Here is a 13,171-nt window from a genome sequence, read left to right as displayed (position 1 = left end):
TATGGCAATGACCAATCCCTATCAAACGTATCAAACGAACTCTGTAACAACAGCATCACCAGGAGAGTTAACATTAATGCTATATAATGGATGCCTAAAATTTACGAATCTCGCAAAGGTAGCGATTAAGCAAAAAAATATAGAAGAGAAAAATAAATACATCCTAAAAGCACAGAATATCATTCAAGAGTTAATGGTTACATTGAATATGGATTTAGACGTTTCGAAGAATATGATGTCCTTATACGACTATATCCACCATCAATTAATTCAAGCGAATATTAAAAATGACATCGCTGCTCTTGAAGAAGTAGAAGAGTTTGTTACAGAGTTTCGTGATACATGGAAACAGGTTATCCAATTAAATCGTCAGCAGCAGTATGGGGTTCAAGGTGGCAAAGCATAATGAATCCGATTCAGGAATGCTGTAACATTACTAAGGAATTGATCGAGTTTTTAAGAAATAATAATGATGCAGATCGGGACAATGTGATTCAAGAAGTCGAACAGTTTCTCGAAAAACGCGAATCACTACTTGAAGATATCAAGCCACCTTTTTCAGCTGAAGATCAATTATTAGGTGAAAGATTGATCTTATTGGGAAAGCAACTAAATCTACTATTGATGAATGTAAAACAAGAAATTCAAAAAGATTTGAATGGATTAAATAAAAAGAAGAAATCGATGAATCAATATACGAATCCATATGCAAATATTCAGAGTGACGGTTTTTTCTATGATAAAAGAAAATAAATGAAAAATAGGACCATCAACTTGATGGTTCTTATTTTTTTTAGCTTGAAAAATGTATAAAATATATAGAACATAGGTTTCGATTTATGAGTGATGTCATTGAAATATTAAAAAGGAACATAGAGTAATTCGCAAAAAACAACTTGCAAATTTTTATTACCCCTTTTATAATAAATTTAATATTCAATCAATTCCCATAAATTAAAAACTACGAAGAGAAAAGTAAGATTTAATCATTTTTTTAAAGAGAGCCTCGGGAGCTGAAAAGAAGCAAAAAATGTAAATCTGAAAAATGGCCTCTGAGTTTCGTGCTGAACGTATCAATTGATATTAGTAGGTTCCGACGAGAGTTGGTACTCGTTATCCATACCACAGTATAAAAGTTTAAGCTTGAGTACTTGTCGAGGCTGTATGTGTGAGCATGCAGTAAAGTAAGGTGGTACCACGTTGATTCAACCACGTCCTTATCGTTAATGATGGGGGCGTGTTTTTTTATTTTGTTTTATATTTATTAAAGCCAGGGAGGATAACAGCATGGGTAAGAATTTAGTGATTCAAACAGATTTTGGTACAAGTGATGGGGCAGTTAGTGCAATGTATGGAGTGGCCATTTCTGTTGATCCGGATCTTCGGATTTTTGATCTAACACATGATATTCCACAATATAATATTTGGGAAGGCTCTTATCGTCTCTACCAAACCATCACGTATTGGCCAGCGGAAACGGTCTTTGTTTCCGTCGTTGATCCTGGAGTGGGATCGAATCGTTTAAGTATTGTCGCTAAAACGGTGGATAATCAATATATTGTTTCACCCGATAATGGGACATTGACGCATATTAAACAACAGATTGGTATTAAAGAGGCGAGAGTGATTGATGAAACGGTCAATCGATTGCCGAAGTCGGGTGAATCATACACCTTCCATGGTCGTGATGTTTATGCCTATACAGGAGCACGATTAGCGGCAAATGTTATCACATTTGAACAGGTAGGTCCTGAAATCGACGTGAATCAAATTATTGAATTACCTAATATAGAGGCGAGTATCAATCAAGGGACTATTTCTGGAACAATTGATATTCTAGATGTTCGCTTCGGGAATCTTTGGACGAATATAAGTCGTGAATTATTTAAAAGCGGAGTATTGAATACGGAACATCATTAGAAGTGACGCTCTCTAATAATCGACATCAAGTGTATAAAAACAAAATGACATTTGGTCGTTGTTTCGCGGATAGTCGGCTAGGAGAACCATTGCTTTATGTAAATTCTTTAGACAAAATAGGCGTTGCTCTTAACCAAGGATCTTTTGCAAAAGCTTATCATATTTCGACCGGGGCGAATTGGAAAATTAGTATTCGCAAAATAATGTAATAATTGCAGAAAAACTAGCCAAAAGTACTAAACATTCCCATTGACAAACCGATATAAAAAATAAAAGGGTTGTAAGGGGTGAGAGGAAATGATTGATAGACTTGGAGGACAGGCGCTACCTGCAGCAACAATAACTACTACAGTCCAAGGAGATACGGATAATAGTAACCTTGCAGAATCGACGCAATCCAGGCATACAGAAGAAATGAAAGTGGAAGTGGTGCCAAAGGATAAACTCGAAAAAATAATTGATAGTATGAATGAGTTTGTTGCTGCATCAAACACTCATTTAAAATTCGAATTTCATGATAAATTAAATGAGTATTATGTAACAGTAGTTGATGACACAACACAGGAAGTCGTTAAAGAAATTCCTTCAAAGAAAATGCTCGATATGTATGCAGCAATGACTGAATTTCTTGGCGTTATGGTAGATAAAAAAATATAATAAATACAAATATGTTTTCCTAGTTAATCCAGTATATGAAATAATTAAAACTATGATAAAATGAGTGTAGCCACCTGGAGTAGGTGGTTTTAATTATGTTTTTAATAATGATCTCATGGGGGACATATTATGCCTGTGTTCAATGTGATGGAGGAAATTGTAAGAAATGCAATTGATGAACATAAAGATCAGTTGAATTTAACATGTGCTTGTGAAAATTGTTTAGACGATATTTTAGCACTTTCATTAAATCGGTTACCTCCGAAATATATCGTGAATCCAAATACGAGTCCATTTGTTCGGGCGGCATATACAGCCGATCGACAAGGCGCGGCGAACATAATTAGCACCGTTTTTCAGGCAGCGGAAATCGTATCGAAAAATCCGCGGCATATATGATGTATTAAGGAATTTTTGAAGTATAGTATTTATGTAGTTTTGTTATTATTTTTCAGATAAATAATAGGTACTTAGTATTGTTCAAATAATACGAGCACCTGCAGAAGAAATCAACAACCTAATTTAACATTGCCTTAACAAAAATAAGATCTAAGAGGTGGCCAATGAATTGGTTCAGTAAAAAAACAATAAATGAACAACCTGTTCTTGAGAAAGATGAACAACTAATCTCGATAAATATTAAAGATCATGAAGTAAACAAACAGATGCAAATGATTCGTTTTACAGAGGGAGATTTACGCATCGCAGCATCTATAAAATATATTGTTGATCAAAACATTGAAAAGATCGTTGATGATTTTTATGATGCAATCGGTCATCAGGCAAATTTAATGAACATCATCAATCAGTATAGTAGCATCGACCGGCTGCGACAAACATTAAAACGCCATATAAGTGAAATGTTTGTTGGAGTTATTGATGATGGCTTTATCGAAAAGCGGAAAACGATAGCTGTTGTTCATTTACATATTGGGTTAGAACCTAAATGGTATTTAGGGGCATTTCAAAATCTATTGTATTCCTTAATTGAACTCATTGAAGAACATGTAGAATCAAAAGCTAGGGTAATTGAAATCATAAAAAGCATTTCAAAACTTCTTAACTTTGAACAACAAATTGTTCTTGAAACATATGATAAAGAATATCAAAAAGTCCGCAAGCAGCATGAAGAACAAAAGAAAATTATTGAGCAGCAAGTGGCCCAAGTATCTGAAACGCTTTCTCAATTTTCGACCCAAACCAATGATTTTATGAATCAACTAAATTTACAATCTGCTGAAATGCTGTCCATTGCTAGTCAAAATGTTGAAGTAGCAAAGTTAATGTCTGCGGAAGCAAGTATTAGTAAAGAAAAATTAAGTCAAGAACTACAATTAATCAATAATATTGAAGCAAGTACTCTAAATATCAATGAACGGGTTAAAGAGCTTAAGAAAGCATCGGATCAAGTTCATTCCATCATTTCCATTATTACGAGTGTTGCTGAACAAACAAACTTATTAGCATTAAATGCAGCAATCGAATCTGCAAGGGCTGGCGAGTATGGAAAGGGATTTTCGGTCGTTGCTGGTGAAGTAAGAAAATTAGCCGAAGAAACAAAAAAATCAATCGGTAATATTTCTACATTAATCGAAAGCATAAAAAGTCAAATTGAGAATGTAACAATTTCGATCGGAGATGTGACAGAACTTACAAAGGAAAGTTCAAAAGAGATCACTAATATGGACTCATTCTTTGATAAAATTTTACAAGCAGCAGATGAAAATAAACATCATAGTGATCGAACTAAAATTGAGCTAACGCAAACGTCGGAAATTATTCAACAAGTGACAAACCTTATGGAACAAATTGCTATTTCTTCTGACGATTTAAAGGAGCTTTCACAAAGATTTAATACAAATTAAATAGGAGGTATCCAAATTTGGATACCTCTTTTTACTATAAAGGATCTACCAGAAGAACCCTGGGTAGCCATATCCATACGGATAGCCGCCGTAAAGGGCAGGAGCTAACAAGGCAGATCCTGCAAGTCCTCCGAGAACTCCGCCTAAAAATGGTCCACCGAAAAATGGTCTGCCCCACGGACGACCGAACCCCCATGGACGACCAAATCCCCAAGGGCGTCCCCAAATTCGTTGATCATTGGCATTGTATTGATACTCATTCCAATTTGGCATTTGATGATAATACTCAGGATGCATCACATTTCCTCCTCTTTTATTTATAAACGCTTTCCCTAAAGGATATGAAAATTACACAAAGAGGGTTTGGGTGAATATCCCACTTTATGAAAAATAAAAAAATACAGAAAACTAGTTAAGAGTATGCTATGATTTTTTCCAAATAGGACAAATGGGGGATATGGGAGTGGAACAATTTGTAGAGAATCTCTTTACTCAAGACGTTATCGAAAACATATTAAATCGATTTAATCTAGATCATTCCTATAAAAAATTAGGTGATTTTGAAAATTATGTGTTCGAAGTGTATGAGCTGGGTAAGCCTAAAATATTGCGGATAACACATAGTTCGCATCGTTCCAAACAGGAATTGGAATCTGAGTTAGACTGGATTCAATATTTGAATCGTTGCGGAATTAGCATACCAAATGTTTTACTTTCACCTGACGAAAAAACAGTAGAGGAATTTACGGTTGAGAACTCCTCTTTTTTTGCCAGTCTTTTTGAAAAAGCATCCGGTGATCCGATTACATTAGATGATTCCATTTTCAATGAAAAGTTGTTCTATAAATGGGGGAAAATGATCGGGAAGATGCATCGCCACACGAAAGAGTATCAGCCTTCGGAAGGAATTGTTCCAAGACAACACTGGGATTCCGCCGATCTACTTGATTTTGAAAAATATTACTCAAATGAGGAGTTACTTGAACATACAAGGAATGTCGTGGGAAAAATTCAGCAATTAGCGAAAAGCAAAGATAATTATGGATTAATTCATTCTGATATTCATCAAGGGAATTTTTTCTATGATGGTAATACGATACATGTTTTTGATTTCGATGATGCAAGCTATCATTATTTTGCTTCCGACATTGCTATTCCGCTTTATTATGCGACGAATTCAAAGCATTTTTATAGTACGAGGGATGAACGAAATCGGTTTGCTAAAAAATTTTTAACCGCTTTTCTCGACGGATACGAAGAGGAAAATAAATTTTTTAGTGACTGGATCGAAATGATACCTTTATTTTTACAACTTCGAGACAGTGAATTATATGCAGTTTTTAATAAAAAAGTTGCTCCCGAGGAACGAAATGATCGTGTGAAACATTGGATGAAGGAAATTAAACAACGGATGGAAGAGAATGTAGCCATTGTCGATATAGACTTTTTGACATAATTCTCAAATTCGACAAAAAACTTTTCGTTTTAAGCAGGAATATGATGGGCTATAATAGAAATATATAAACATAGTATTTATAATAGGAGGCAGTTTCCAATGTTTAAGCAAATGGAAGCGGCATCCATATAATGAGGAGGAGTCCATATGATGAACTACAACATACGTGGCGAGAACATTGAGGTAACTCCAGCAATTAGAGAATACACAGAGAAAAAAGTAAGTAAATTAGAACGATATTTTACAGAAGTACCTGAAGCAAATGTACATGTTAATCTTAAAGTGTATCAAGATAAATCATCTAAAGTTGAAATTACCATTCCCCTCCCGCAATTAGTCCTAAGGGCAGAGGAAATTAATAACGATATGTATGCAGCAATTGACTTAATTGTTGACAAGCTCGAACGACAAATTCGTAAACATAAAACGAAAGTCAATCGTAAATTCCGAGAAAAAGGAAATGCAATGGAATTTTTCTCAAACGGTGAAAGCCAAGCGGAATCCGACGATGATCTTGAGTTTGAAGTTGTTCGTACAAAGCAATTTGATTTGAAACCGATGGATAGTGAAGAAGCGGTTCTTCAGATGAACATGCTTGGACATAATTTCTTCGTCTTCACCGATGCAGAATCAAATAACACAAACATCGTATATCGTCGAAAAGATGGGAAATATGGTTTAATCGAAACGAAATAGTGATCTGACAATAAGGTGAGTACCTACAGTTGTAGTGTCTCGCCTTTCTTTTTCCTTAAAAGTGGGTGATAAAATGAAGTTGGATGATATTGATCGAAAAATTCTTCAAATTTTAACAGAAAACGGGCGTGCATCCTATGTAGATATTGGCAAGGAATTAAACTTGTCCCGTGTAGCAGTTCGCGAGCGAGTACATCAATTAATGAATAATGGCGTAATCGAAAAATTTACTGTTGTGATTAACTCAGAAAAAATTGGAAAGCACGTATCCGCGTTTTTTGAAGTGGATTGTGAACCAGCTTTTTTAGTTCAAGTTGCACAAGCTCTTGCAGATAATCCAAGTGTAGCCAGTTGCTATCAAATGACAGGTCCTAGCACATTACATATGCATGTTTTAGTCGACGACTTTATTGCTTTGGAAAATTTCATCAACAATGAATTGTATGCGTTAGACGGGATAACAAGAGTTGAAAGTAATATTTTATTAAGGCGATTTAAAAGCCGAAATGGATTGAAGCTTTAAGTGAAACAACTGCATGCTAAGAGTGGAATTTGAGTTCGTAATCCTGGAGCCTGAGACCAAGTGAACGAATCCGCTGGATGCGAGAAGATGAGGACGGGAAATCCAAGTGGACGAATCCGCCGGATGCGGGAAGATAAGGATGGATGAACCCTGCTCAAGTGGACGAATCTGCTGGATGCGGGAAGATAAGGCCAGGAAAACCATATTCAAGTGAACGAATCCTCGAAATAAACCCTAAAAATGACATAGCGTGCTAGTTACTAAAATGCGCTTAATCCGAACCGGGCATCTTTTTTGCTCGGTTTTTCTTATTAAAAAAATTTATTGTAGAATAAAATGAAAATTTTCTATATAATCGTAATTAATTAAAAAATAATTCCGTTTGTAAATTATTTTTACAAAAAAGACTAACAAATGTTAATCAAAAAGGATTATTTGTTTTCAAGGAGGGAATAGAAGGTGAAATTGGATCATTTGTATCAGCCATATTCTTCGGTTCGTAACACAATATTTGCGAAAAATGGAATGGTGGCGACATCGCAGCCATTGGCAGCTCAGGCTGGACTTAGTATTCTTCGAAAAGGCGGAAATGCGATTGATGCGGCAATTGCCACGGCGGCCGCTTTAACGGTAGTTGAACCAACTTCAAACGGAATTGGTGGGGACGCATTTGCACTCGTTTGGACGAATGGGAAGTTGCATGGATTAAATGGGAGCGGTCCGGCACCTAAGTCCATTTCTATCGATGACATCAAGGCGAGAGGACATGAAAAAATGCCAACATACGGTGTCATTCCGATTACCGTTCCTGGTGCACCAGCTGCTTGGGTCGAGCTATCAAAGAAGTTCGGCAAACTGCCGCTGCAAGATGTACTCCAACCAGCGATTCGCTATGCGGAGGACGGCTATCCGCTCACACCAATATTAGGGAAAAATTGGATGGCGACCTATAAACGTTTCAAAGAAATTTTCAAAGGGGAAGAATACCAGCCTTGGTTTGACACATTTGCACCGAATGGAAATGCCCCTCTTATAGGTGATATTTGGCGTTCACCTGGTCATGCTGCCACATTACAATCAATTGCAGAGACAGATGGGGAAAGTTTTTACCGTGGAGAATTAGCTGAAAAAATTGCAGATTATATTCAGAAATATGATGGATTTTTATCAAAAGAGGATTTGGCTGATTTCAAAGCGGAATGGGTCGAACCGATTTCTACTCACTATCGCGGCTATGATGTATGGGAAATTCCACCGAATGGGCAAGGGCTGGTAGCATTAATGGCCTTAAATATTGCGCGCGGCTTTGATTTTACCGAAAAAGAAACGGTCGAGACATATCATAAACAAATTGAAGCGATGAAGCTTGCATTTACTGATGGGAAAGCTTTTATTACTGATCAAAGACATATGAAACTTACGACAGAACATTTATTATCAGAAGAGTATGCAAGAACGAGACGTGAATTGATTGAAGACATGGCATTAGTCCCTGATCCATATAAGCCGCCAAGTGGAGGTACCGTGTATTTGGCTGCCGCGGATGGGGAGGGTAACATGGTTTCCTTTATTCAAAGTAATTATATGGGATTCGGTTCGGGAATTGTTATCCCTGGAACAGGCATTGCTTTGCAAAATCGTGGACATGATTTTTCTTTAGATCCGGAGCATTCCAATGCTTTACAGCCTGGGAAGAAAACCTATCATACGATTATTCCTGGTTTTCTCACAAAAGATAATCAAGCTGTTGGCCCATTCGGCGTCATGGGTGGTTATATGCAGCCGCAGGGACATTTTCAAGTAGTCATGAATACGGTCGATTTTCATTTGAATCCTCAAGCTGCCTTGGATGCCCCGCGTTGGCAATGGATAGAAGGGAAGAAAATTGTTGTCGAAGCGAATTTTCCAAACCATCTCGTGCAGGCATTGATTCGTTTAGGTCATCAAATCGAAATTGCTCCTGATACTGGCGGTTTTGGCAGGGGGCAAATTATTTGGCGAAATCCTGAAACGGGTGTTTTAATGGGAGGGACAGAATCTAGAACAGATGGATCGATTGCTGCTTGGTAGTGAATAGGATTGGTTCGATCAAATATGGTCAATCTAACGATATCGATCATTTTGTGTATGAGGAAATTTTTCAACGAGAATAGCATCAATAGAAATGATTAAAGGATTGTGATAGTTTTGAAACAAATGGATATTTTTATTGCCTTTTTCCGATCGGGTATGCTCGGCTATGGAGGAGGATTATCCGCCATTCCGCTTATGCATAGGGAAGTCGTAGAAACGTATAAATGGATGGATGACGAAGAATTTTCCGATATATTGGCATTGGCTAATACACTCCCCGGGCCGATTAATACGAAAATGTCTGGATATATTGGCTGGAGGGTTGGCGGCTTTTTAGGGATGCTTACGGCACTTGCTGCAACGGTTCTGCCTACCGTTATTTTAATGATTATTTTATTAACGGTATTACATGCGTATAATGACAAACCATGGGTAAGAGGGATGTCAAAAGCCGTTGTACCAATTGCTGGTGTCATGTTAGGTGTGCTCACATGGGATTTTGTTAAAAAGTCAAAGAGTTCGATGGGGTGGATGTCAACTCTCATTGTCATCGGGATTAGTATTATCGTTATCAATATTTTAGGACTTCATCCAGCGATCATGATTGTCGGACTTCTAGTTGCTGCTTTATTTTCGAAACAGGAAGAGAAAGAAAAGCAGGTGAAAGCATCATGATCTATTGGCAAATTTTCGTAGCGAATTTTATGGCGAATTTTTTAGGATATGGAGGGGGACCCGCTTCTATTCCCTTACTTGAACATGAAGTAGTTGACCGTTATAAATGGTTTACCGTCCATGAATTTAGTGAAATGGTCGCGTTAGGAAATGCGTTGCCGGGACCAATAGCGACTAAATTAGCTGGTTTTGTTGGTTACCAGCAAGGGGGGATATTAGGAGCCATTGTCGGTTTATTTGCGACCATTGCGCCCTCCATTATTTTACTGATCATTTTATTGGGGATTTTACTAAAATTTAAAGAGTCTCCGAAGGTAAAAAATATGACGAAACTCGTTCGTCCGGCGATAGCGGTACTATTAGGAGTCATGACAATTGACTTTTTCTCCAGTTCATACGAAGGAATTGGTATCATACATACCATCTTTTTAGGTGGTGCGAGTCTGCTATTATTAGAAAAGTGGAAAGTAAGTCCCGTCTACGTTATTTGTGGGGCTTTACTATACGGAGCAATCTTTCTTGGGTAAGGAAATTTTTGGCCTGCTACATGTTATCAGGTCTTAATTTTTTTCTCCTACTTGGTATGAGTTGTCACTTCATAGTATACAATGGTAAAATTTAATCAGGTTTCAAAATAAGAATGCTTGGTGAGAGGATTTTTGGTCTTTCATCACGAAAGAGTTAAGACCTAAACGAAAGTTCACTCACATTTACTATAAAGGAGCGTTTACTACATGGCAGCTTTTTTAGAAAAAGTTTTTGATGCAAACAAACGTGAAATAAAACGACTTGATAAGATGGCCAATCAAATTGAAGAATTAGCATCTGATATGGAAAAAATGTCTGATGAACAGCTTCGCGAAAAAACAGAGGAATTTAAACAACGCTATCAAAACGGCGAATCATTAGATGATTTACTAACAGAAGCTTTCGCTGTTGTTCGGGAAGGTGCTCGTCGTGTTCTTGGTCTTTATCCATACCACGTCCAATTAATGGGTGGGATTTCTTTACACGAAGGAAATATCTCGGAAATGAAAACGGGTGAAGGGAAAACCTTAACAGCGACAATGCCCGTATACTTAAATGCGCTTTCCGGAAAAGGCGTCCATGTTGTCACTGTTAACGAATACTTAGCTAGCCGTGATGCGACAGAAATGGGTGAATTATATGAGTTTCTTGGCTTAACCGTTGGCTTAAACTTAAATAGTATGTCAAATGAAGAAAAACAAGAAGCATACGCTGCTGACATCACTTATGGAACGAATAATGAATTTGGATTCGACTATTTACGTGATAATATGGTGTTATATAAGGAACAGCGGGTGCAGCGTCCATTGTATTATGCAGTAATTGACGAGGTCGACTCCATTTTAATCGATGAAGCGCGGACACCTTTAATTATTTCCGGTCAAGCACAAAAATCTACTTCTCTATACATTCAAGCGAATGCTTTTGTTCGTACATTGAAAAAAGAAGAAGATTACACATACGACGAAAAAACGAAAAGTGTTCAATTAACAGAAGAAGGAATCAATAAAGCAGAACGCTATTTCTCAATCGATAATCTATTCGATATTTCACATGTAACATTGAATCATCATATTAATCAGGCGTTAAAAGCAAATGTCAGCATGCATTTGGATGTTGATTACGTTGTACAAGATGGGGAAATTGTGATTGTCGATCAATTTACCGGTCGTCTCATGAAAGGACGTCGCTTTAGTGATGGCCTTCATCAAGCAATTGAAGCAAAAGAAGCCGTTGAGATTCAAAATGAAAGTATGACAATGGCAACAATTACATTCCAAAACTACTTCCGAATGTATGAAAAGCTTGCCGGTATGACAGGTACAGCGAAAACGGAAGAAGAGGAATTCAGAAACATTTATAATATGAGAGTTATTGTTATTCCTACGAATAAACCAATTATTCGCGACGACCGTCCGGATTTGATTTATGCAAGTATGGAAGGGAAATTCCGTGCAGTTGTTGAAGACATTGCCGAACGTCATAAAAAAGGCCAACCGATTCTTGTCGGTACGGTAGCAATTGAAACATCTGAATTAATCTCCGGTTTATTACAGAAAAAAGGCGTTCGCCATAATGTATTGAATGCGAAAAATCATGAACGTGAAGCCGAAATAATTGCTGAAGCAGGCCACAAAGGCTCCGTAACGATTGCTACAAACATGGCTGGTCGTGGAACAGATATTAAACTAGGTGAGGGAGTTAAAGAACTTGGTGGATTAGCTGTTATCGGTACAGAGCGCCATGAATCTCGCCGGATTGATAATCAGCTTCGTGGTCGTTCAGGACGTCAAGGTGATCCAGGGGTCACACAATTTTATCTCTCCATGGAAGATGAATTGATGCGTCGTTTTGGTTCAGATAATATGAAAAACATGATGCAGCGTTTAGGTATGGATGATTCCCAACCAATTCAAAGTAAAATGGTATCGCGAGCAGTGGAATCAGCACAAAAACGTGTAGAAGGAAATAACTTCGATGCCCGTAAACAACTTTTACAATATGATGATGTGTTGCGCCAACAACGTGAAATCATTTATACTCAACGAAATGAAGTGCTCAATTCCGAGAATTTACGTGAAATCGTTGAAAAAATGATTCAGTCTGTTCTTGAACGCAATATTCAACTATATGCTTCAAGTCATGAGGACGAAGAAAACTGGAATCTTCAAGGACTAGTTGATTTTGTTCACGGCAATCTTTTACCTGAAGGCGATTTAACAATTGACGAATTACGTGGTAAGGAACCTGAAGAGATATCAGACCTTATTATGGAAAAAGTCAAAGTCCGTTACGATGAAAAGGAAGAGTCGTTAACACCTGAACAAATGCGCGAATTTGAAAAAGTTGTTCTCCTTCGTGCAGTTGATTCAAAATGGATTGATCATATTGATGCAATGGATCACTTGCGTCAAGGAATTCATCTTCGTGCATACGGTCAAGTGGATCCGTTACGAGAATATCAAAGTGAAGGGTTCGCTATGTTTGAAGGGATGATTGAAGCAATCGAAGAGGATGCAGCGAAATATGTGATGAAAGCTGAAATTAGAAACAATCTTCAACGTGAAGAAGTAGCTAAAGGTCAAGCGGTGAATCCGAAAGAAGACGGGGAAAAGGTGAAAAAGAAACCGGTGAAAAAATCCGTTGATATTGGCCGTAATGCTCCGTGTCCATGTGGAAGCGGCAAGAAGTATAAGCAATGTCATGGTAAGAATGTTTAAATCTATGATACAAATGGATTTTTTTAAGGGACAGGTGAAAAAGCCTGTCCTAAACTAA

At 37.4% G+C, this 13,171-nt stretch carries 13 protein-coding genes, 1 pseudogene and 1 other annotated feature; of the genes and pseudogenes, 13 read left to right on the top strand and 1 reads right to left on the bottom strand.

The window, feature by feature from the left end:
• The first annotated feature begins 1 nt into the window (after position 1).
• The 6 genes and pseudogenes from fliS to B5V89_RS01210 all read left to right on the top strand — a co-directional run bounded on the left by fliS (position 2) and on the right by B5V89_RS01210 (position 4,442).
• Entirely contained in the window at positions 2-406 is a 405-nt protein-coding gene (gene fliS / locus B5V89_RS01235) for a flagellar export chaperone FliS (protein WP_108070136.1), read from the top strand.
• Positions 406-753 carry a flagellar protein FliT gene (gene fliT / locus B5V89_RS01230; RefSeq protein ID WP_066235720.1) on the top strand — a complete coding sequence of 116 codons (348 nt, stop codon included), beginning with the start codon at positions 406-408 and terminating at the stop codon, positions 751-753. Before fliS ends, fliT begins: the two co-directional genes overlap by 1 nt.
• Before the next feature lie 201 nt (positions 754-954).
• Positions 955-1,222, top strand: a binding site (T-box leader).
• 65 nt (positions 1,223-1,287) lie between these two features.
• Positions 1,288-2,129 (top strand): annotated as a pseudogene (locus B5V89_RS01225) (SAM hydrolase/SAM-dependent halogenase family protein).
• 88 nt (positions 2,130-2,217) lie between these two features.
• Complete coding sequence (gene flaG / locus B5V89_RS01220; RefSeq protein ID WP_066235718.1) at positions 2,218-2,577, top strand: flagellar protein FlaG; 360 nt, start codon at positions 2,218-2,220, stop codon at positions 2,575-2,577.
• Positions 2,578-2,706: 129 nt separating this feature from the next.
• Positions 2,707-2,976, top strand: coding sequence for a late competence development ComFB family protein (locus B5V89_RS01215; protein WP_084347933.1), 270 nt, complete (start codon positions 2,707-2,709; stop codon positions 2,974-2,976).
• 164 nt (positions 2,977-3,140) lie between these two features.
• Positions 3,141-4,442 (top strand): globin-coupled sensor protein, encoded by a 1,302-nt coding sequence (locus B5V89_RS01210; protein ID WP_108070134.1) that lies wholly within the window; start codon positions 3,141-3,143, stop codon positions 4,440-4,442.
• Positions 4,443-4,487: 45 nt separating this feature from the next.
• Here the strand turns inward: B5V89_RS01210 and B5V89_RS01205 are convergent, their stop codons facing one another.
• The gene (locus tag B5V89_RS01205) at positions 4,488-4,739 is read right to left on the bottom strand and encodes a hypothetical protein (protein WP_407716576.1); all 252 of its coding nucleotides are present in this window, start codon (positions 4,737-4,739) and stop codon (positions 4,488-4,490) included.
• 166 nt (positions 4,740-4,905) lie between these two features.
• Here B5V89_RS01205 and B5V89_RS01200 point away from each other — a divergent pair, with 166 nt between their 5' ends.
• The 7 genes from B5V89_RS01200 to secA all read left to right on the top strand — a co-directional run bounded on the left by B5V89_RS01200 (position 4,906) and on the right by secA (position 13,113).
• Positions 4,906-5,898: a phosphotransferase enzyme family protein gene (locus B5V89_RS01200; RefSeq protein WP_066228291.1), complete on the top strand. Its 993-nt coding sequence runs from the start codon at positions 4,906-4,908 to the stop codon at positions 5,896-5,898.
• A 147-nt stretch (positions 5,899-6,045) separates the two neighbouring features.
• A complete protein-coding gene (gene hpf, locus B5V89_RS01195) occupies positions 6,046-6,594 on the top strand; it encodes a ribosome hibernation-promoting factor, HPF/YfiA family (RefSeq protein ID WP_108070132.1) in 549 nt (182 codons plus the stop codon).
• 73 nt (positions 6,595-6,667) lie between these two features.
• The gene (locus B5V89_RS01190; RefSeq protein ID WP_108070130.1) at positions 6,668-7,117 is read left to right on the top strand and encodes an Lrp/AsnC family transcriptional regulator; all 450 of its coding nucleotides are present in this window, start codon (positions 6,668-6,670) and stop codon (positions 7,115-7,117) included.
• Positions 7,118-7,576: 459 nt separating this feature from the next.
• Positions 7,577-9,187 (top strand): gamma-glutamyltransferase family protein, encoded by a 1,611-nt coding sequence (locus tag B5V89_RS01185; RefSeq protein ID WP_066228300.1) that lies wholly within the window; start codon positions 7,577-7,579, stop codon positions 9,185-9,187.
• Between the two features lie 117 nt (positions 9,188-9,304).
• A complete protein-coding gene (locus B5V89_RS01180) occupies positions 9,305-9,865 on the top strand; it encodes a chromate transporter (protein WP_108070128.1) in 561 nt (186 codons plus the stop codon).
• Complete coding sequence (locus B5V89_RS01175) at positions 9,862-10,392, top strand: chromate transporter (protein WP_066228306.1); 531 nt, start codon at positions 9,862-9,864, stop codon at positions 10,390-10,392. The genes B5V89_RS01180 and B5V89_RS01175 overlap by 4 nt, the downstream gene beginning before the upstream one ends.
• A 207-nt stretch (positions 10,393-10,599) precedes the next feature.
• A complete protein-coding gene (gene secA / locus B5V89_RS01170) occupies positions 10,600-13,113 on the top strand; it encodes a preprotein translocase subunit SecA (RefSeq protein WP_108070126.1) in 2,514 nt (837 codons plus the stop codon).
• The last annotated feature ends 58 nt before the right edge of the window (positions 13,114-13,171 follow it).

It is taken from the genome of Heyndrickxia sporothermodurans (assembly GCF_003055045.1).
In the GTDB taxonomy this organism is placed as follows: Bacteria; Bacillota; Bacilli; order Bacillales; family Bacillaceae_C; genus Heyndrickxia; species Heyndrickxia sporothermodurans.
This window is presented reverse-complemented; position numbering and strand designations above follow the sequence as displayed.